18 protein-coding genes and 3 pseudogenes are annotated in these 19,600 nt (G+C 61.6%); 8 read left to right on the top strand and 13 right to left on the bottom strand.

Annotated elements, in window-relative coordinates; translation table 11 throughout:
• Positions 1-90 precede the first annotated feature (90 nt).
• Positions 91-948, top strand: a complete 858-nt coding sequence (locus tag HGO40_RS20890; protein WP_250964564.1) for an SDR family oxidoreductase — start codon at positions 91-93, stop codon at positions 946-948.
• Positions 949-1,090: 142 nt separating this feature from the next.
• On the opposite strand, the pseudogene HGO40_RS20885 reads toward HGO40_RS20890, so the two are convergent.
• The 6 genes and pseudogenes from HGO40_RS20885 to HGO40_RS20860 all read right to left on the bottom strand — a co-directional run bounded on the left by HGO40_RS20885 (position 1,091) and on the right by HGO40_RS20860 (position 6,396).
• Positions 1,091-1,831: pseudogene (locus tag HGO40_RS20885) on the bottom strand (hypothetical protein).
• A 55-nt stretch (positions 1,832-1,886) separates the two neighbouring features.
• Positions 1,887-2,267, bottom strand: coding sequence for a deaminase RidA (ridA, locus tag HGO40_RS20880; protein ID WP_186706898.1), 381 nt, complete (start codon positions 2,265-2,267; stop codon positions 1,887-1,889).
• 35 nt (positions 2,268-2,302) lie between these two features.
• A complete protein-coding gene (gene spoT, locus HGO40_RS20875) occupies positions 2,303-4,408 on the bottom strand; it encodes a bifunctional GTP diphosphokinase/guanosine-3',5'-bis pyrophosphate 3'-pyrophosphohydrolase (RefSeq protein WP_250964563.1) in 2,106 nt (701 codons plus the stop codon).
• Positions 4,409-4,468: 60 nt separating this feature from the next.
• A complete protein-coding gene (gene rpoZ, locus HGO40_RS20870) occupies positions 4,469-4,732 on the bottom strand; it encodes a DNA-directed RNA polymerase subunit omega (protein ID WP_003177259.1) in 264 nt (87 codons plus the stop codon).
• A 167-nt stretch (positions 4,733-4,899) separates the two neighbouring features.
• Entirely contained in the window at positions 4,900-5,520 is a 621-nt protein-coding gene (gmk, locus tag HGO40_RS20865; protein WP_250964562.1) for a guanylate kinase, read from the bottom strand.
• A gap of 12 nt (positions 5,521-5,532) precedes the next feature.
• Positions 5,533-6,396, bottom strand: a pseudogene (locus HGO40_RS20860) (YicC/YloC family endoribonuclease).
• 265 nt (positions 6,397-6,661) lie between these two features.
• Here HGO40_RS20860 and rph point away from each other — a divergent pair.
• Both rph and HGO40_RS20850 read left to right on the top strand, forming a co-directional pair.
• Positions 6,662-7,384: a ribonuclease PH gene (gene rph, locus HGO40_RS20855; protein ID WP_250964561.1), complete on the top strand. Its 723-nt coding sequence runs from the start codon at positions 6,662-6,664 to the stop codon at positions 7,382-7,384.
• Between the two features lie 30 nt (positions 7,385-7,414).
• Entirely contained in the window at positions 7,415-7,783 is a 369-nt protein-coding gene (locus HGO40_RS20850; RefSeq protein WP_186706896.1) for a DUF4870 domain-containing protein, read from the top strand.
• Between the two features lie 176 nt (positions 7,784-7,959).
• Here the strand turns inward: HGO40_RS20850 and crc are convergent, their stop codons facing one another.
• Positions 7,960-8,739 carry a catabolite repression control protein Crc gene (crc, locus tag HGO40_RS20845; RefSeq protein ID WP_013694557.1) on the bottom strand — a complete coding sequence of 260 codons (780 nt, stop codon included), beginning with the start codon at positions 8,737-8,739 and terminating at the stop codon, positions 7,960-7,962.
• An 82-nt stretch (positions 8,740-8,821) separates the two neighbouring features.
• Here crc and pyrE point away from each other — a divergent pair, with 82 nt between their 5' ends.
• The gene (gene pyrE, locus HGO40_RS20840; protein WP_250964560.1) at positions 8,822-9,466 is read left to right on the top strand and encodes an orotate phosphoribosyltransferase; all 645 of its coding nucleotides are present in this window, start codon (positions 8,822-8,824) and stop codon (positions 9,464-9,466) included.
• 174 nt (positions 9,467-9,640) lie between these two features.
• Here the strand turns inward: pyrE and argB are convergent, their stop codons facing one another.
• The 4 genes and pseudogenes from argB to coaBC form a co-directional block, all read right to left on the bottom strand.
• Positions 9,641-10,546 (bottom strand): acetylglutamate kinase, encoded by a 906-nt coding sequence (gene argB, locus HGO40_RS20835; RefSeq protein WP_003206871.1) that lies wholly within the window; start codon positions 10,544-10,546, stop codon positions 9,641-9,643.
• 27 nt (positions 10,547-10,573) lie between these two features.
• Positions 10,574-11,977, bottom strand: a pseudogene (locus tag HGO40_RS20830) (phosphomannomutase/phosphoglucomutase); the annotation flags it as partial.
• A gap of 252 nt (positions 11,978-12,229) precedes the next feature.
• Entirely contained in the window at positions 12,230-12,685 is a 456-nt protein-coding gene (dut, locus tag HGO40_RS20825; protein WP_186706889.1) for a dUTP diphosphatase, read from the bottom strand.
• A gap of 4 nt (positions 12,686-12,689) precedes the next feature.
• A complete protein-coding gene (coaBC, locus tag HGO40_RS20820) occupies positions 12,690-13,898 on the bottom strand; it encodes a bifunctional phosphopantothenoylcysteine decarboxylase/phosphopantothenate--cysteine ligase CoaBC (RefSeq protein WP_250964559.1) in 1,209 nt (402 codons plus the stop codon).
• Between the two features lie 145 nt (positions 13,899-14,043).
• Here coaBC and radC point away from each other — a divergent pair, with 145 nt between their 5' ends.
• Entirely contained in the window at positions 14,044-14,718 is a 675-nt protein-coding gene (radC, locus tag HGO40_RS20815) for a RadC family protein (RefSeq protein ID WP_250964558.1), read from the top strand.
• A gap of 151 nt (positions 14,719-14,869) precedes the next feature.
• Here the strand turns inward: radC and HGO40_RS20810 are convergent, their stop codons facing one another.
• Positions 14,870-16,456: an ABC transporter substrate-binding protein gene (locus tag HGO40_RS20810; protein ID WP_250964557.1), complete on the bottom strand. Its 1,587-nt coding sequence runs from the start codon at positions 16,454-16,456 to the stop codon at positions 14,870-14,872.
• 436 nt (positions 16,457-16,892) lie between these two features.
• Here HGO40_RS20810 and rpmB point away from each other — a divergent pair, with 436 nt between their 5' ends.
• Both rpmB and rpmG read left to right on the top strand, forming a co-directional pair.
• Positions 16,893-17,126 (top strand): 50S ribosomal protein L28, encoded by a 234-nt coding sequence (gene rpmB / locus HGO40_RS20805; RefSeq protein WP_250964556.1) that lies wholly within the window; start codon positions 16,893-16,895, stop codon positions 17,124-17,126.
• 11 nt (positions 17,127-17,137) lie between these two features.
• A complete protein-coding gene (gene rpmG, locus HGO40_RS20800) occupies positions 17,138-17,293 on the top strand; it encodes a 50S ribosomal protein L33 (protein WP_003177274.1) in 156 nt (51 codons plus the stop codon).
• A gap of 174 nt (positions 17,294-17,467) precedes the next feature.
• Here the strand turns inward: rpmG and HGO40_RS20795 are convergent, their stop codons facing one another.
• Positions 17,468-17,830 (bottom strand): cupin domain-containing protein, encoded by a 363-nt coding sequence (locus HGO40_RS20795; protein ID WP_250964555.1) that lies wholly within the window; start codon positions 17,828-17,830, stop codon positions 17,468-17,470.
• Between the two features lie 245 nt (positions 17,831-18,075).
• Here HGO40_RS20795 and HGO40_RS20790 point away from each other — a divergent pair, with 245 nt between their 5' ends.
• On the top strand, positions 18,076-19,569 hold the full coding sequence (locus tag HGO40_RS20790; RefSeq protein WP_250964554.1) for an aldehyde dehydrogenase: 1,494 nt from the start codon (positions 18,076-18,078) through the stop codon (positions 19,567-19,569).
• Positions 19,570-19,600 lie beyond the last annotated feature (31 nt).

Raw genomic sequence — 19,600 nt, 5'->3', positions numbered from 1 at the left:
ACAAAAGTAATACAGTAACTTTTTTTCTCACATGGCTAGCCGCTCATCCCCCGCGGAGGCTAGTCTGCGGCTTTGCCAGAGGAGTTCTTGATGTCCGCGCCTTCTGTTTTGATCGCCGGCTGCGGTGATATCGGCGGCCGCCTGGCCAGCCGGTTAGTGGCCGAACATTGGCAAGTCCATGGCCTGCGGCGCACGGTTTCGAACTTGCCGGCGGGCGTCATCGGGGTGGCAGGGGATTTGTTCAGCGAGCAATGCCCCGCCGACTGGCCCACCGGGTCGCTGGATTACCTGGTGTACAGCGCGGCGGCCACCGACCATGACGAGGCGGGCTATCGCACCGCTTACGTCGAAGGGTTGCAGCATGTGCTGGGCTGGCTGAAGCAGCATGGCCAACGGCCCAAGCGCCTGTTGTTTGTGTCCAGCAGCAGTGTGTATGGGCAGCAGCAGGGCGAATGGGTGGATGAAACTTCGCCCACCGTGGCCGGCGGGTATTCCGGTCGACTGATGCTCGAAGCCGAGCAAGTCGCCCTGGACAGCGGCATTCCGGCCAGTCGCGTGCGCCTGACCGGCATTTATGGTCCAGGTCGGGAGTGGTTGCTGAGCCAGGTGCGCCAGGGTTATCGCGTGGTGATCGACCCGCCGCTGTACGCCAATCGTATCCACGCTGACGACGCGGCCGGCTTGCTGGCGTTTCTGCTGGAGGCTGATCGCCAAGGCAAGGTGCTGGACGACTGCTACATCGGCGTCGACGATGCCCCTGCGCCGTTGGCCGAAGTCGTGGGCTGGCTGCGGGAATTCATGGGTGTTACCGAGTGGGCCGAAGATGCCAGCGTGCGGCGCGCCGGCAGCAAGCGCTGCAGCAATGCCCGGGCGAAGGCCTTGGGCTGGACGCCGCGTTATCCGAGTTTTCGCGAGGGGTATGCGGCGATTCTGGAAGGGCGCTGCTGATTCCCCTGGCAGCCCAAAAACAAACTGTGGGAGCGAACTTGCTCGCGATGAGGCCCTGACAGTCAATATCGAAGTTGACTGTTACACCGCTATCGCGAGCAAGCTCGCTCCCACAGGGAGTTTTGTTGTCACCTGAATCGCGTTACTGCTTTTCAAGCACCCACTGCCGGTTGCCCGGCGTGAACGACGGCATTTCGTCCGCCAATGCCGCATTCACGGTCTGGAAAATTTCCAATTTCTTGCCGTCGCGGGCAAAGATCCATGTATTGCCCTGGCCGTTCTGCTGCAGCCAGATGTTGTCGTTGCCGCCGCTCATGGAGGCGCAATCGCCGGCCAGGCACAAGGCGTAGCGATCGGCACCCGGCAGGCCGCTGACCTGGCCGTCGGGCTGGAATTGCACGGTGGCGCCCTGGCCGGGGCCGCTGGTGATGTTCCAAGTGCCACCGAGGTAAGCGGCATACAGCGCGCGCTCGAAACTGGCACCGAGGGGTGCGCCTTCCGGTACCTGGACTTGCGCGCGGTCGAACACCTGTTGCGGTTCGTTTTCGGTGGCGGCCTGGCTCTACTGGTTGCCGGCGCGCTGGAGTTCGCTGGCGGAGCTGCCGTAGAAGTCGACTTTCCAGGCGCCGTCTTCTTCGCCCAGCAACTTGCCTTCGACGTTTTCAAAACCGTTGGTGTAGCGCGCCTGGCCGGCCCGGGTGTTGACGTCCCATTCCAGGTTCGGGCCATAGCCTTGCAGCGCTTCGCGCAGCGGGCCGCCCTTGGCGGCAGCGTCGATGGCCGCCTGGTTGATCCAGGTGCCGCTGATGTCACGGTCGGCAGGGTCGCTGGCGCAGCCGCCCAGAAGCAGGGCTGCCAGCGAGAGAGCAAGCGCTTTGCGCATGGTGGAATCCTTTCAAGACGAAAACGGCGCAGCGGGGGAAGCTGCGCCGACCTTATTACTCGAGGACCAGGATGGCATCCATCTCGACCTGCGAACCCTTCGGCAGGGCCGCTACGCCGATGGCGGCGCGGGCAGGGTAGGGCTGGTCGAAGTATTTGCCCATGATCTCGTTGACCTTGGCAAAGTGGCTCAGGTCGGTGAGGAAGATATTCAGCTTGACGATGTCCTTGAACGAACCACCGGCAGCCTCGGCCACGGCCTTGAGGTTTTCGAACACCTGCACGGTCTGGGCTTCGAAGCCTTCCACCAGTTCCATGGTTTTCGGGTCCAGTGGGATCTGGCCCGACATGTACACCGTGTTGCCGGCCTTGATCGCCTGGGAATAGGTGCCGATGGCGGCTGGGGCCTTGTCGCTGGTGATTACGGTCTTGGTCATCGATGACTCCTTGTAAGGAATAGGCTATTGAGGCGTTATGCGCGCATCCGGGTGATGCGGATAACGCCGGTCAGGGCGCGCAGCTTCTTGATCACGCGGGCCAGGTGCACACGGTCGTGCACGCTGACCACCAATTGGACGACACTGATGCGACCATCGCGCTCGTCCATGCTGATTTTTTCGATATTGCCGTCGGCGGCGTTGACGCTGCTGGCCAGCAGGGCGATCAGGCCGCGCTGGTGTTCCAGCTCGACTCGCAGCTCGACATTGAATTCGCCGGTGACATCCTTGGCCCAGGAGAGCTGGATGCATTTTTCCGGGTTGTGGCGGATTTCGCTGATGTTGCGGCAGTTGTCCAGGTGCACCACCATTCCCTTGCCGGCGGACAGGTGGCCGACAATCGGATCGCCCGGGATCGGCGTGCAACACTTGGCATAGCTGAGCACCAGGCCTTCGGTGCCGCGAATCGCCAGCGGGCCTTCGGGGCTTGGCAGCTGTTCGCCTTCGCCGAGCAGGCGACGGGCGACGACATAGGCCATGCGATTGCCCAGGCCGATGTCTTCGAGCAGGTCTTCGATCAATTCGAGACGGTATTCGTGGAGCATCACCTGCACCCGCTCACCCGGGATCTTGTCCAGGGAGGTGTCGAAGCCGTTCAGGACCTTGTTCAGCAGGCGTTCGCCGAGGCTGATGGATTCGGAGCGACGTTGCAGCTTCAGCGCGTGACGGATGTGCGTGCGGGCCTTGCCGGTGACCACGAAGTTGAGCCATGCCGGGTTGGGGCGCGCGCCGGGGGCGCTGACGATCTCCACCGTGGAGCCACTTTGCAGCGGTTCGGACAACGGTGCCAGGCGGCGGTTGATGCGACAGGCAATGCAGCTGTTGCCGACGTCGGTGTGCACCGCATAGGCAAAGTCCACGGCCGTGGAGCCCTTGGGCAGCTCCATGATCCGGCCCTTGGGCGTGAAGACGTAGACCTCGTCCGGGAACAGGTCGATCTTCACGCTCTCGATGAATTCCAGGGAGTTGCCGGCGCGCTGCTGCATTTCCAGCACGCCCTTGACCCACTGCCGGGCGCGGGCGTGGGTGCTCTTGGGCTGTTCGTCACCGCTGGATTTGTAGAGCCAGTGGGCGGCGATGCCGTTGTTGGCCATCTCTTCCATTTCACGGGTGCGGATCTGGATTTCGATCGGCACGCCGTGCATGCCGAAGAGCGTGGTGTGCAGCGACTGGTAGCCGTTGGCCTTGGGGATCGCGATGTAGTCCTTGAAGCGCCCCGGCAACGGTTTGTACAAATTATGCACAGCACCCAGCACGCGGTAGCAGGTGTCGACCTTGTCGACGATGATCCGGAACGCGTAGACGTCCATGATCTCGTTGAAGGCCCGGCGCTTGCCGCGCATTTTCTTGTAGATGCCGTAGAGATGTTTCTGGCGCCCGCTGACTTCGCCTTCGATGCCGTCGATGGCCAGGCAGTGGCTCAGGGACTCTTCGATCTTGTTGACGATTTCCTTGCGGTTGCCCCGGGCGCGCTTGACGGCCGGGTTGATCCGCGCCGAACGCATCGGGTGCATCGCCTTGAAGCCCAGGTCTTCAAACTCGATGCGGATGGCATGCATGCCCAGGCGATTGGCGATGGGGGCGTAGATTTCCAGGGTTTCCTTGGCGATGCGCCGGCGTTTTTCGCCGGACAGCACTTCCAGGGTGCGCATGTTGTGCAGGCGGTCGGCGAGCTTGACCAGGATCACGCGGATGTCGCGCGCCATGGCCATGGCCATTTTCTGGAAGTTTTCGGCCTGGGCCTCGGCCTTGGTCTCGAAGTTCATCTGGGTCAGCTTGCTGACCCCGTCGACCAGTTCGGCCACGGTTTCGCCGAACTGCGCTTGCAGCGCTTCCTTGGCAATGCCGGTGTCTTCGATCACGTCATGCAGCATCGCCGCCATCAGGCTCTGATGGTCCATGTGCATGTCGGCAAGAATGTTCGCCACCGCAAGCGGGTGCGTGACGTACGCCTCGCCGCTGCGTCGGCGTTGGCCGTCGTGGGCTTGTTCGGCGTAGAAATAGGCTCGGCGGACCAGGTTGACCTGGTCCGTGCCGAGGTAGGCCGATAAGCGATCGGCGAGGGCGTCTATGCTCGGCATGATGGTGACTCCTGCCGTTTGCTGTGACCCCGCGCCGTGCTACGTCGACCAGGCATAGGCTTAGACCGCCTCGTTGGACTCGTCCTCGAACGCTGCGAACAGCGGTTCGTCTTCGACGATCTCAGCGTTGGCGATGAACTCGTAGCTCATCAGGCCTTCGGCGATTTCACGCAGCGCTACCACGGTAGGCTTGTCGTTTTCCCACTGGACCAATGGCTCTTTGCCGCCGGTGGCCAGTTGACGGGCACGCTTGGTAGAGAGCATGACCAGCTCAAAGCGGTTTTCCACGTGTTCTAGGCAGTCTTCAACGGTTACGCGGGCCATGGTATTCCTCGGAGCGAATGCAATATGCGCGCTGCCCGGTTGGGCGAGCGGACTCGACAGTTTAAAAAAACACCAGCGTTTAGGGAAGCGCTGATTTTTTAACCAAACCCCTCGGCGCGCTGCGAGTACCAATGTAAAGCCGTCGCAGCGGTTTTGGGAAGGGCTGTTCAGCCCAGTAGTTCGGCCAATAATTTACCGAAACGTTGCTGCTGGCGTTTCTGTTGCAGCTGGCTGGCGCGGAAAATCGCCTTCAGGTCGTCCAGCGCGTGGGCGAAATCGTCGTTGATGATCAGGTAATCGTAGTCGACGTAGTGGCTCATTTCGCTGACCGCTTCACGCATCCGGCCCTCGATGATTTCGTCGCTGTCCTGGCCGCGGTTGGTCAGGCGCTGGCGCAAGGCCTGCTGGCTCGGTGGCAGGATGAAGATCGAGCGGGCCTGGGGCATCAGCTTGCGCACCTGCTCGGCGCCTTGCCAGTCGATTTCCAGGATCAGGTCGTGGCCTTCGTCGAGGGTCTGCTGCAGATAGCTTTGCGACGTGCCGTAGAGGTTGCCGAAGACTTCGGCGCGCTCCAGGAAGTCGCCGTGCTCGGCCATCTTCACGAACTCTTCGCGGTCGACGAAGTGATAGTTCACGCCGTTGATTTCGCCCGGGCGCATGGCACGGGTGGTGTGCGAGACCGAGACGCGGATCTGCGGCTCGGCGTCGATCAGCGCCTTGACCAGGCTGGTCTTGCCGGCGCCCGAGGGCGCGGAAATGATATAGAGAGTGCCGGTGCTGTGGGTCATGTCGGGTTAGCCTTACTCAATGTTCTGCACTTGTTCGCGCATTTGCTCGATCAACACCTTGAGGTTGACCGCTGCCTGGGTGCTGCGCGGGTCGAAGGCTTTGGAGCCCAGTGTATTGGCTTCGCGGTTGAGCTCTTGCATCAGGAAGTCGAGGCGGCGACCGGCCGCGCCGCCGGACTAGAGCACCCGGCGGACTTCGATGATGTGGGTGCTCAGGCGATCCAGTTCTTCGGCCACGTCGCTCTTTTGCGCGAGCATGACCATTTCCTGTTCCAGGCGTTGCGGGTCCAGCTCGGCCTTCATGTCGGCGAAACGATCGAGGACCTTCTGGCGCTGGGTGGCGAGCATCTGCGGGACCAGCTCGCGCAGGGTGCTGACGTCTTCTTCGATGGAAGTCAGGCGCTCGTTGATCAGCCGGGCCAGCTCCGCGCCTTCACGCTCGCGACCGGCCTTGAGCTCTTTCAAACCTTGGTTGAACAGTGCCAGCGCTTCGGCGTTCAGCGCCTGGGGGTCGCTCGCGTCACCCACCAGCACGCCGGGCCAGGCCAGGACTTCCAATGGAATCAGGGCCGCGGGGTTTTTGATCAGGCTGGCGATGGTTTCGGCGGCGGCGACCAACTGCGCGGCGCGCTCGCGGTCTACTTGCAGGGGTTTGCCGGTGCTTTCTTCGGTGAAACGCAGGGTGCATTCCAACTTGCCTCGGGACAGGCCCTGGCGCAGCGCTTCGCGCACGTTGCCTTCCAGGTCGCGGAAGGACTCGGGCAGGCGCAGGAGCGGTTCCAGGTAACGGCTGTTGCCCGAGCGCAGCTCCCAGCTCAGCGTGCCTGGGGCCCCGGCTTTCTCGACGCGGGCGAAGGCGGTCATGCTGTGCACCATGGGGGTTCCTCGCAATGCAGGCCGGCCACAATCAATGGTCGCGGGGCCTGGGATCTGTGGATAAATGCTGAAGGACAGCAAAGGCGCGGGATTGTAGCGCAGTGGGACCCAAGCGCCCAAACAGCTCCGGCAACAAACCGCTGCAGCCCGTCGGCCGGGGCTTTGGGCGCGTTCATCGGTCGCGTCAGCTTTTTTAAACTGCCCTCTGGCGGCCCACGGCTCTATAATGTCCGGCAGTTTTCCGTCCTCTGTACAGGTGTTCCCTATGAAACGTCCAAGTGGTCGCGCTGCCGATCAGCTTCGCTCGATCCGCATTACCCGCAACTACACCAAACACGCCGAGGGATCTGTACTGGTCGAATTCGGTGATACCAAGGTCATCTGCACCGTCAGCGTCGAAAACGGCGTACCACGGTTTCTCAAGGGCCAAGGCCAGGGCTGGTTGACCGCCGAATACGGCATGCTGCCGCGCGCCACCGGCGAGCGGAACCAGCGTGAGGCCAGCCGTGGCAAGCAGGGCGGCCGCACCCTGGAAATCCAGCGTCTGATCGGTCGTTCGCTGCGCGCTGCGCTGGACATGTCCAAGCTGGGCGACGTGACGCTGTATGTCGATAGCGATGTGATCCAGGCCGACGGCGGCACGCGTACGGCTTCCATTACCGGGGCCATGGTTGCGCTGGTCGATGCCTTGAAAGTGATCAAGAAGCGCGGCGGCCTCAAGGGCGGTGACCCGCTCAAGCAAATGATCGCCGCCGTGTCCGTGGGCATGTACCAGGGCGAGCCGGTGCTGGACCTGGATTACCTGGAAGATTCCGCCGCCGAGACCGACCTGAACGTGGTCATGACCAGCGCCGGTGGTTTCATCGAAGTCCAGGGCACCGCCGAGGGCGCGCCGTTCCAGCCGGAAGAATTGAACGCTATGCTGGAATTGGCGAAGAAAGGCATGAACGAGATCTTCGAACTGCAAAAGGCCGCCTTGGCCGACTGATCGTTGTGCGCTTCAGACAAGGAGAATGTCATGAGTGATGAGCAAGTCCTGTTGCCCCAGCCGAGCAAAGAAGTGCGGCAATGGGCGATGTTTTGTCACCTGTCTGCACTAGTGGGAATTTTCATTCCGTTCGGTTCGCTGATCGGGCCACTGGTCATCTGGCAGATCAAGCGTGAATCCGACCCGTTCATCGATGCCCAGGGCAAGGAAGCGCTGAACTTCCAGATCACCGTGGCGATCGCCGCGGCGATCAGCCTGCTGCTGATGATCGTGGTGATCGGCTTCTTCCTGTTCGGCCTGGTGGCCATCGGTGCGCTGGTACTGACCATCATTGGCGGCGTGAAGGCCAATGAAGGGCAACCGTATCGGTATCCGTTTACCTGGCGGTTGGTTAAATAACGATCAGTGGCGCATTGCTTTTTTGGGAGCGAGCTTGCTCGCGATAGCGGTGCAACATTCGACATGAATGTTGACTGATACATGGCTATCGCGAGCAAGCTCGCTCTCGCAATTGATTTCCAGCACCTACAAAAAAACCGACATCGCTGTCGGTTTTTTGTAGGTACGAATGGTGCTTAGATGGTCAGCGTCCAATCGTAATCCACGATCAGCGGCGCATGCTGCGAGAACCGTGGCTGGCGCGGCAGGCGGGCGCTGCGTACGAAGCGGCGCAACCCGGGCGTCAGCAACTGGTAGTCGAAACGCCAGCCGAGGTTGAGCATCTCGGCCTGCTCGTTGTCTGGCCACCAGCTGTATTGGTCGCCTTCGCGGCTGACTTCACGCAGGGCGTCGACATAACCCATGTTGCCAATGATCTCGTCCATCCAGGCCCGTTCCGGCGCCAGGAAACCAGGAGATTGCTGGCTGTCGCGCCAGTTCTTGATATCCAGCTTCTGTTGCGCCACGTACAGCGAGCCACAATAAATGTACTCGCGACGTTTGCGTCGCTGTTTATCAAGGTAACGGGCGAAGTCGTCCATCAACTTGAATTTCTGATTCAAATCTTCATCGCCGTTCTGCCCCGAAGGGAGCAGCAAGGTCGCGATGCTGACCTTGTCGAAATCGGCTTGCAGGTAGCGCCCGTAGCGGTCCGCCGTCTCGAAACCGAGACCGTTGATGACAGCCTTCGGTTGCAGCCGCGAGTACAAAGCCACGCCACCCTGGGCGGGGACTTCGGCATCGCAGGCATAAAGGAAGTAACCATCCAGTTGGAAGGCTGCATCGTCCAGTTCAAAGGCGGAGGCGCGGGTGTCCTGCAGGCAGATGACGTCGGCATTCTGTGCTTGCAGCCAACTGAGCAAACCACGCTCGACTGCAGCCTGAATACCATTGACGTTCACACTGATGATCCGCATAAATGGCCCCAAAAATCACGTGCGTGTATGATACACGCCGTGTACCTATTTAGCTAAATCCGCGGTATTTGAGGCTTTTTTCATGCAGGCGTATCAGCGCGATTTCATTCGCTTTGCCATCGATCGCGGCGTTTTGCGCTTCGGTGAATTCACCCTCAAGTCCGGGCGCACCAGCCCGTACTTCTTCAATGCGGGCCTGTTCAACAGCGGAACCGCCCTGGCGCAGTTGGGCCGGTTCTATGCCGCAGCCATCGTCGAGAGCGGCATCCCGTTCGACGTATTGTTTGGCCCGGCCTACAAAGGCATCCCGCTGGCTGCCACCACCGCTGTGGCCTTGGCCGAACACCACGACCGCGACCTGCCCTGGTGCTTCAACCGCAAGGAAGCCAAGGCCCACGGCGAAGGCGGCAGCCTTGTCGGCGCGCCGCTGGCCGGCGAAGTATTGATCATCGACGACGTGATCACCGCGGGCACCGCCATTCGCGAAGTGATGCAGATCATCGGTTCCCAGGAAGGCGCCAAGGCCGCTGGTGTGCTGATCGCCCTGACCCGCCAGGAGCGCGGCAATGGAGAGCTGTCGGCGATCCAGGAAGTGGAGCGCGACTTTGGTATTCCGGTGATCAGCATCGTGTCGCTGAACCAGGTGCTGGAATTTTTGGCCGATGATCCGCAGCTCAAGCAGCATTTGCCAGCAGTTGAGGCTTATCGGGCGCAGTTCGGCGGCTAAAAGACCTGCGCGATCCCCCTGTGGGAGCGAGCTTGCTCGCGATAGCGGTGTGTCAGCCAGCATTGATGCTGAATAATGAATTGCCATCGCGAGCAAGCTCGCTCCCACAGGGAGCAAAGCAAAAAAAGACCCCGCTCAACCAGGTTGAGCGGGGTCTTTTTTTGCAGGTATCGCTTAAGGACGCTTGCGATTGCTGATCAACGTACCCACGCCGGTGTCGGTGAAGATCTCCAGCAGGATCGCATTGGGCACCCGGCCGTCGATGATCAGCGAGCTGCCGACGCCGCCCTGTACCGCTTCCAGCGCGCAACGAATCTTTGGCAGCATGCCGCCGTAGATGGTGCCGTCGGCGATGAGGTCATCGACCTGCTGGGTCGACAGTCCGGTCAGGACCTTGCCCGACTTGTCCATCAGGCCGGCGATGTTGGTCAGCAGCATCAGCTTTTCAGCTTTCAGTGCCTCGGCAACCTTGCCTGCCACCAAATCGGCGTTGATGTTGTACGACTCACCGTTGGCACCCACGCCGATGGGTGCGATGACCGGGATGAAGTCGCCCTTGACCAGCAGGTTCAGCAGGTCGGTGTTGATGCCGACTACTTCGCCCACGTGACCGATGTCGATGATTTCCGGCTGGGTCATCTCCGGGGTCTGGCGGGTGACGGTGAGTTTCTTCGCCCGGATCAGCTCGGCGTCCTTGCCCGTCAGACCGATGGCGCTGCCGCCATGGCGGTTGATCAGGTTGACGATGTCCTTGTTGACCTGGCCGCCAAGGACCATCTCCACCACATCCATGGTCTGTGCATCGGTCACGCGCATGCCGTCGATGAAGTGACTCTCGATCGACAGGCGCTTGAGCAGGTCGCCGATCTGCGGGCCACCACCGTGGACCACCACCGGGTTGATGCCCACGGCCTTCATCAGCACGATGTCGCGGGCGAAGCCGGTCTTGAGCTCCTCGCTTTCCATCGCGTTGCCGCCGTATTTGATCACCAGGGTCTTGCCGACGTAGCGTCGGATATAAGGCAACGCTTCGGACAGGACCTTGGCGGTGTTGGCGGCGGCTTCGCGTTCGAGGGTCATTCAGGGCTCCGGTAGTGCTTCAAAAAATCAAAACGGTAGTTGGAGATCAGGTGCAACACGTTTGAGTTGGGCGTGGAATACGGCCTTGATGCGCTGCAGTTCCGCCTCGTTGTCGGCTTCGAAACGCAGCACCAGCACCGGCGTGGTGTTGGAGGCGCGGACCAGGCCCCAGCCTTGTGGGTAGTCGACCCGCACACCGTCGATGGTGGTCAGTTCGGCGCCTTCGCCCCACTGGGCGTCGTGCAGTGCATCAATGATGCTGAATTTGCTCTCTTCGGTCACATGGATATTGATTTCTGGCGTAGAAATATCGTTCGGGAAGGTCGCGAACAGTTCTTCGGCCGTGGATTTTTCCTTGCTGAGTATCTCCAGCAGGCGCGCGGCGCTGTAGATGCCATCGTCGAAACCGAACCAGCGTTCCTTGAAGAAGATGTGGCCGCTCATTTCGCCGGCCAGCAGGGCGCCGCTCTGCTTCATTTTCTTCTTGATCAACGAGTGACCGGTTTTCCACATGAGCGGGCGACCGCCATATTCCTTGATCAGCGGCACCAGGCGACGGGTGCATTTCACGTCGAAAATGATCTCGGCATCGGGGTTGCGCGCCACCACGTCCTTGGCAAACAGCATCAGCAGGCGGTCCGGGAACACCACGCTGCCGGTATTGGTCACCACGCCCACGCGGTCGCCATCGCCGTCGAAGGCCAGGCCCAGGTCGGCGTTGGTTTCCTTGACCTTGGCGATCAGGTCTTGCAGGTTTTCCAGCGTGCCCGGGTCCGGGTGGTGATTAGGGAAATTGCCGTCGACTTCGCAGAACAGCGGGATAACTTCGCAGTTCAGGGCTTCGATCAGTTGCGGGGCGATCACGCCGGCCGCGCCGTTGCCGCAATCGACCACCACTTTCAGGCGGCGGGCGAGCTTCACGTCCTTGACGATCTCGTCGTTGTAGCGCGGGAGAATGTCGACCTTGGTCACGCTGCCCTGGCCGCTGCTCAGGTCATTGGTCTTGAGGCGGGTGTGCAGGGCCTGGATCTGCTCGTTGGCGAGGGTATCGCCGGCGATAACGATCTTGAAACCGTTGTAGTTCGACGGGTTGTGGCTACCGGTGAGCATCACCCCGGATTTACCGGCCAGCACGTTGGCGGCGTAATACAGCGCGGGCGTCGGCACCAGGCCCACGTCGCTGACGTGGCAGCCGCTGTCGGCAACGCCTTTGATCAATTGCTCAACCAGCTCGGGGCCCGACAAGCGGCCGTCACGGCCGACGCACACGTTCGGTTCGCCCTGGGCCAGGCTCTGGGAGCCAATGGCGCGGCCGATCCAGTAGGCGGTTTCGGCGGTGAGGGTTTCCGGTACCACGCCACGGATGTCGTAGGCGCGGAAAATGCTTTCAGGGAAGATCGGGGCGATTGCGGCTGGGGTGTTCATGGGCGGGGCGCTCTATCAGGAAAGTGACTGGACAGGCCGACACTGGGTGTCGGCAGGCTCAAGCTGAAGGGTATGACGGCGTTTTTGACAGAGAGTTCGTGGTGGGAAAGTGCCATGAGACAGCGGTACCCCGGCCTCGCTCGCCTAATACATTGATTCCGGATGGGAAACCTAGCAGAAAGCCATTGCGCATTTTTTGTCCTGAAACAGAAGCTTCATGAACGGGCCGGGCAGGACGCCGGGCCCGCAATCGAGCGGTCAATGGCTGCCGGAATGTCCGAAACCACCGGCGCCGCGCTGGCTCTCGTCGAATTCGTCGACCAGTTCGAAGTGGGCCTGGACCACCGGCACCAGTACCAACTGCGCGATGCGCTCGCCCACGGCAATATTGAAGGCCGTTTGGCCGCGGTTCCAGCACGACACCATCAGTTCGCCCTGGTAGTCGGAATCGATCAGGCCCACCAGGTTGCCCAGCACGATGCCGTGTTTGTGGCCCAGGCCCGAGCGCGGCAGGATCAGTGCGGCCAGGCCCGGGTCGCCGATGTACACCGACAGGCCGGTAGGAATCAGCAGGGTCTGGCCTGGCTCCAGGATCGTGTCTTGCTTGAGCATCGCCCGCAGATCGAGGCCGGCGGAGCCTGGTGTGGCGTATTGCGGCAGCGGGAATTCGCTGCCGATGCGTGGGTCGAGGATCTTGGCTTGTAGAGCGTGCATGACATTAAACCTGGTTCAGACGTTCGGCGATGAAAGTGATCAGCTGGCGGGCAATCTTGCTCTTGCTGGTCTGGGCGAAAAGTGTGGCGTGCAACTGGCGGTCGATCACGCTGCAGGCGTTTTCTTCGCTGTTGAAGCCGATGCTCGGGTTGGCCACATCGTTGGCGACGATCAAGTCGAGGTTCTTGTCCTTGAGCTTGCGGGCGGCGTAATCGAGCAGGTGTTCGGTCTCGGCGGCGAAGCCGACACTGAAGGGTCGGTCGGGGCGGGTGGCGATGCTGGCCAGGATGTCCGGGTTGCGCACCATTTGCAGGAGCAGGCCGTCGCCGCTTGTAGGGTCTTTCGTCAATTTTTGCGGGGCAACGACTTCGGGGCGGTAGTCCGCTACCGCAGCCGAGGCGATGAACAGGTCGCACGGGATGGCCGCTTCGCAGGCCGCGAGCATGTCCCGGGCGCTGACCACGTCGATGCGCGTGACCCGGTCCGGGGTCGGCAGGTGCACGGGACCTGTGATCAGCGTCACCCGGGCGCCGGCTTCGACGGCGGCTTCGGCCAGGGCGAAGCCCATTTTTCCGGAGCTGTGGTTGGTGATGTAGCGCACCGGGTCGATGTTTTCCTGGGTCGGCCCGGCGGTGATCAGCACATGCTTGCCGGTCAGGGCCTGGCGCTGGAAGCAATCGGCGGCGCACTGGGCCAGGTCGGTAGCCTCGAGCATGCGCCCCATGCCGACGTCGCCGCAGGCCTGGCTGCCGGAGGCTGGGCCGAAGACTTTCAGGGCGCGGCTTTCCAGCAGTTGCAGGTTGGCCTGGGTGGCCGGGTCGCGCCACATGGCCTGGTTCATGGCGGGGGCGACGGCGACCACGGCGTCGGTGGCGAGCACCAGGGTGGTCAGCAGGTCGTCGGCGATGCCTTGGGCCAAACGGGCGATCAGGTCGGCCGTGGCCGGGGCGATCAGCACCAGGTCGGCCCACTTGGCCAGTTCGATATGGCCCATGGCGGCTTCGGCCGCCGGGTCGAGCAAATCCAGGTGGACCGGGTGCCCGGACAGGGCTTGCAGGGTCAGCGGGGTGATGAACTCACTGCCGCCACGGGTCATGACGACCCGTACTTCCGCGCCCTGGTCGATGAGTCGGCGAACCAGCTCGGCGCTCTTGTAGGCGGCAATGCCGCCGCCGACGCCCAGAACGATGCGTTTCCGATACAGCCGCTGCATAGGCCTGCCTTTCGATTTCAGTGGTCAGTGCAGGGCGAACCCCTTGGCAGCAGCCTGCCAGGGTGCAAATCGCCTGCAAAAAAGATGGGCTACGATATCACAGCGACCGCTACGGAACAGCGGCGCCCACAATCAGGGAGATGCCATGAGTATTCGTGACTGGCCCGCGGCCGAGCGACCGCGGGAGAGGTTATTGGCGCTGGGGGCGGGGAGTCTTTCGGACGCCGAGCTGCTGGCGATTTTTTTACGCACCGGCGTGTCCGGCAAAAGCGCGGTGGATCTGGCGCGACAACTGTTGATTCAATTTGGCAGCCTGCGCGCGCTGCTTGAAGCCGATCAGATTACATTCAGCAATCATATGGGGCTCGGGCCGGCGAAGTTTGCCCAGTTGCAGGCGGCCCAGGAAATGAGTCGGCGGCATTTGGCTGAGCGGGCACGGGAAAAGACTTCACTGGAAAGCCCATTCGCGGTGCGTGAATACCTCAAGTCCATGCTGCGCCACGAGCCCCACGAGGTGTTCGGTTGCCTGTTTCTCAATTCCAAGCACCAGGTGCTGACCTTCGAGGCGCTGTTTCGCGGTTCTATCGACAGCGCCAGTGTCCATCCCCGGCAGGTGGTCAAGCGCGCCCTGGCCCATAACGCCGCTGCGTTGATCCTGTGCCACAACCACCCCTCCGGCAACGCCGAGCCCAGCCAGGCCGACCGTGTGCTCACTGAGCGTCTCCAGGAGGCCCTGGAGTTGATCGATGTGCGGGTGCTCGACCATTTCATCGTTGGCGATGGCGAGCCGTTGTCGATGGCGGAGTGGGGGTGGATGTAGGCCGGGTCTGACGAAGCGAGGCCCTTTGTGGGAGCGAGCTTGCTCGCGATAGCGGTCGGTCAGCCAGCATTGATGTGTCTGATGCGCCGCTCTCGCGAGCAAGCTCGCTCCCACAGGGACCATTGCAACTTCAAATGTCCGTGGGCTGGGGTTACTTGAGGCTGACCTTGGAGTAGTCCTGCCGCCCAAACGGGCTCACCGCATAACCCTGCACATCCTTGCGGGTAAGCGCGAAGGCAGTGGGATGGGCCAGGGGCAGCCACAGGGCCTGCTGCTGGATCTGGGCCTGGGCCTGTTCGTAGAGCTTGGCGCGCACGCCTTGTTCGCCGGTGGTCTTGCCGGCGCTGAACAGTTTGTCCAGATCCGGGTTGCAGTAGCGGGCGAAGTTGGTCCCGGACTTCACCGCCGCGCAGGAAAACTGCGGCGTGAGGAAGTTGTCCGGGTCGCCGTTGTCGCCGGCCCAGCCCATGAACAGCAGGTCATGCTCGCCGGCCTTGGCGCGGCGGATCAGTTCGCCCCATTCGATCACGCGGATTTCCGCCTGGATGCCGATTTCCGCCAGGTCCGATTGCAGCAACTGTGCGCCAAGGCTCGGGTTGGGATTGAGCAGGCTGCCGGAAGGGCGGGTCCAGATGGTGGTCTTGAAGCCTTCCTTCAAGCCGGCCTTGGCCAGCAAGTCGCGGGCCTTGGCGGGGTCGTGGGCGTAGCCCGGCAAGTGCGTGGCATAGCTCCAGGTGTTCGGTGGGTAAGGGCCATTGGCGGCTTCGGCGGTGCCTTCGAAGACGGTCTTGAGGTAGCTGGCCTTGTCGAAGGCCAGGTTGATGGCTTGCCGTACCTCAGGCTTGTCCAGGGGCGGATGCTGGCTGTGGATCGCCAGGAACGCGGTCATGAAGGCCTCGGTCTGGGCCACGCTCAGGGTCGATTCCTGCCGGGCGGCCTGCACATCCAGCGGCTTGGGCGACCGGGCGATCTGGCATTCGTTGCGGCGCAGGTTCTGCAGGCGCACGTTGGCGTCCGGCGTGATGGCGAAAATCAACGGATCCACCTGGGGCTTGCCGCCGAAATAGGCGTCGTTGGCCTTATAGCGAATCGAGGCGTCCTTCTGGAATCGGCTGAAAATGAACGGGCCGGTGCCGACCGGCTGGTTGTTGAGTTTTTCCGGCGTGCCGGCCTGCATCAACTGGTCGGCGTATTCGGCCGAATAGATGGAGGCAAAACCCATGCTCAACGTCGCCAGGAAGGTCGAGTCGGCGTGATCGAGGGTAAAGCGCACGGTCAGCGGATCCAGGGCGTCGATTTTCTTGATCAGCGCCGGCAACTGCATGGACTGGGCGTGGGGGAAGCCGCTTTGCGCGACCTTGTGCCACGGGTTCGCTGGATCGAGCATGCGTTCGAAGCTGAACTTCACGTCCTCGGCAGTCAGGTCGCGGCGCGGGGTGAAGTAATCGGTGCGGTGGAACTTGACCTGCGGCCGCAGCTTGAACACGTAGGTCAGGCCATCGGTGGAGACTTCCCAGCGCTCGGCCAGGCTGGGGACTACTTTGCCGCTGGCGGTGTCGAAATCCACCAGGCGGTTCATCAGCACGTCGGCGGAGGCATTGGTGGTGGTCAGGGAGTTGTACTGGACGACATCGAACCCTTCCGGGCTGGCTTCGGTGCAGACGCTCAGGGCGGCGGCGAAGGCCTGCGGGGTGATCAGCAGAGGGGCGAGCAACAATGGTAGGGCAGCGAGGCGCATGGTCGGTTTCCTGTGCAAGTCGAAGGCCCATCTGCGAGTGCAGTCTGGAAAAGGCCTACCCTAGTGGGCTCGCTGCCAAATGACTATCCCCTTTTTGCATTTTCCGGCACCCTGCGACGACGTTTGAGTGGCCCGAACCTGTCGCAAGTGAAAAAAACCTGCGTGCAGCGACGAGCGGTAAGGGGCCGTGCCAGCCTCTGTCCCCGCCGTCCCGGGCGGTTGGCCGATGATTCTCCAGGAAGACAAATCACATCGGCTGTTGTTGCACTGTGGTCTTTCTGGTATAAAGCAGCGCTCTTTTCTAGGGGCCCGGTTCCTTCACTGTAGGTGTAGCCGGTAAGACCCTTAAAGAAACGCGGCGCCTGGCGCCAAATGACTGAGAGATTAAGCGGCCAACCCATGCCGGGTTGGGCATGTGGTTTTAGAGGGCTGAGGCATGTCGAGAGTCTGTCAAGTTACCGGTAAGGGTCCGGTGACTGGGAATAACATTTCCCACGCAAACAACAAACCCCGTCGTCGTTTCCTGCCGAACCTGCAGCATCACCGCTTCTGGGTTGAAGAAGAGAAACGTTTTGTGCGTCTGCGCGTATCTGCCAAGGGCATGCGCATCATCGACAAGCGTGGCATCAGTGTCGTGCTGGCCGAACTTCGTCGCGATGGCAAGGTTTAAGGGAGCTAATCATGCGTGAATTGATTCGTTTGATCTCGAGCGCCGGTACTGGTCACTTCTACACTACCGACAAGAACAAGCGTACTACCCCGGACAAAATCGAGATCAAGAAATATGATCCGGTTGTTCGCAAGCACGTGATCTACAAGGAAGGCAAAATCAAGTAATTGATTTTTCCCTCTTACAAAAAAGGCCCGTATCGCGAGATACGGGCCTTTTTTGTTGCCTTCGTCAGGACCTCATCGCGAGCAAGCTCGCTTCCACACTGGACCTTATGACGCCCCAGGTCCCTGTGGGAGCGCGCCTGCGCGCGATGAGGCCGGCCCGGGCCATACAAATCCTCAAACCTTCTGCTCGAACACCACATAAATCTTGCGGCACGGTTCCAGCACTTCCCAAGTACCCTTGAACCCCGCTGGAATCACGAAACGGTCGCCGGCTCGCAGGGTCTTGGCGTTGCCATCGTTGTCCCGCAGCACGGAAACGCCCTGGACGATCTCGCAGTATTCATGCTCGGTGTAGTTGACCGTCCACTGGCCAACGGCGCCTTCCCACACGCCAGCGTTCATTTGCCCACAGGGGCTGCTGTAGTGGTTGAATACGGCTTGTTCGGGATCGCCCTTGAACACCTTGGCCGGGTCCGGGCGATAACGTTCGGCGGTGGTATTGGCCTGGCTGAAGTCGACGATGTCCTGAATGCTCATGCGGGTGATCCCCAGTGATCGCTTGGAAAGGCCTCGAGTCTATGTTTATTAAAACGAACATCGCAAGGCCGTTTGCCACCGTTGTGTCAAATATATTGAAACATGACCAGCCGCTGGTTTAGGGTGGCGGGTGCCCCGTACCAATTGCAGCGCCGAACAGCGCCGAAAGCAGGCTGGCCGGGCGGAATTCTTTTGAGCGCTGCGCATTGCGCGGCGTTCGTACTCAATAAGAGGAGGACACACGCATGACCACCCTGACTCGTGCCGATTGGGAACAACGCGCCCGCGACCTGAAAATTGAAGGCCGCGCCTTCATCAACGGTGAGTACACCGATGCGGTGTCCGGCGAAACCTTCGATAGCCTCAGTCCGGTCGATGGCCGCCTGCTGGGCAAGATCGCCAGCTGCGACGTGGCCGACGCCCAGCGTGCCGTCGAGAATGCCCGCGCCACCTTCAACTCCGGCGTCTGGTCGCGCCTGGCACCAAGCAAGCGCAAAACCACCATGATTCGTTTCGCCGGCCTGCTCAAGCAGCATGCCGAAGAACTGGCCCTGCTTGAAACCCTCGACATGGGCAAGCCGATCAGCGACTCGCTGAACATCGACGTGCCCGGCGCGGCCCAAGCGTTGAGCTGGAGCGGTGAAGCCATCGACAAGCTCTACGATGAAGTGGCCGCCACGCCGCACGATCAACTGGGCCTGGTGACCCGTGAGCCGGTGGGTGTCGTGGGCGCGATCGTGCCTTGGAACTTCCCGCTGATGATGGCCTGCTGGAAGCTCGGCCCGGCGTTGTCCACCGGTAACTCGGTGGTGCTCAAGCCGTCGGAAAAATCCCCGCTGACCGCCATCCGCATCGCCGCGCTGGCGATTGAGGCCGGCATTCCGAAAGGCGTGCTGAACGTGCTGCCAGGCTACGGCCACACCGTCGGCAAGGCCCTGGCCCTGCATATGGACGTCGATACGCTGGTGTTCACTGGCTCGACCAAGATCGCCAAGCAATTGATGATCTATTCCGGTGAATCCAACATGAAGCGCATCTGGCTGGAGGCCGGCGGCAAGAGCCCGAACATCGTGTTCGCCGATGCTCCGGACCTGCAGGCCGCGGCCGAATCCGCTGCCAGCGCCATCGCCTTCAACCAGGGCGAAGTCTGTACCGCCGGCTCGCGGCTGTTGGTGGAGCGTTCCATCAAGGACACGTTCCTGCCGCTGGTGATCGAAGCCCTCAAGGGCTGGAAACCGGGCAACCCCCTGGACCCGGCGACCAACGTCGGCGCCCTGGTGGATACCCAGCAGATGAACACGGTGCTGTCCTACATCGAGGCCGGTCACAGCGACGGCGCCAAACTGGTGGCCGGTGGCAAGCGCATCCTTGAAGAAACCGGCGGCACTTATGTCGAACCGACGATTTTTGACGGCGTGAGCAATGCCATGAAGATCGCTCAGGAAGAGATTTTCGGCCCGGTGTTGTCGGTCATCGCCTTCGACACCGCCGAGCAGGCCATTGAAATCGCCAACGACACGCCGTATGGCCTGGCTGCAGCGGTATGGACCAAAGACATCTCCAAGGCTCACCTGACCGCCAAGGCCCTGCGCGCCGGCAGCGTATGGGTTAACCAGTACGACGGCGGCGACATGACCGCACCGTTCGGTGGCTTCAAGCAGTCGGGCAACGGTCGCGACAAGTCGCTGCATGCGTTCGACAAATACACCGAGCTGAAGTCGACCTGGATCAAGCTCTGACACGGGCGGCCCCGGATCCTGTCCGGGGCTC

Origin of the sequence: Pseudomonas sp. CG7, from assembly GCF_023701885.1 — a bacterium.
GTDB lineage: Bacteria > Pseudomonadota > Gammaproteobacteria > Pseudomonadales > Pseudomonadaceae > Aquipseudomonas > Aquipseudomonas zanjanensis.
Note: the sequence above shows the minus strand (reverse complement) of the source record. Positions and strands in the feature narration are given on the sequence as shown.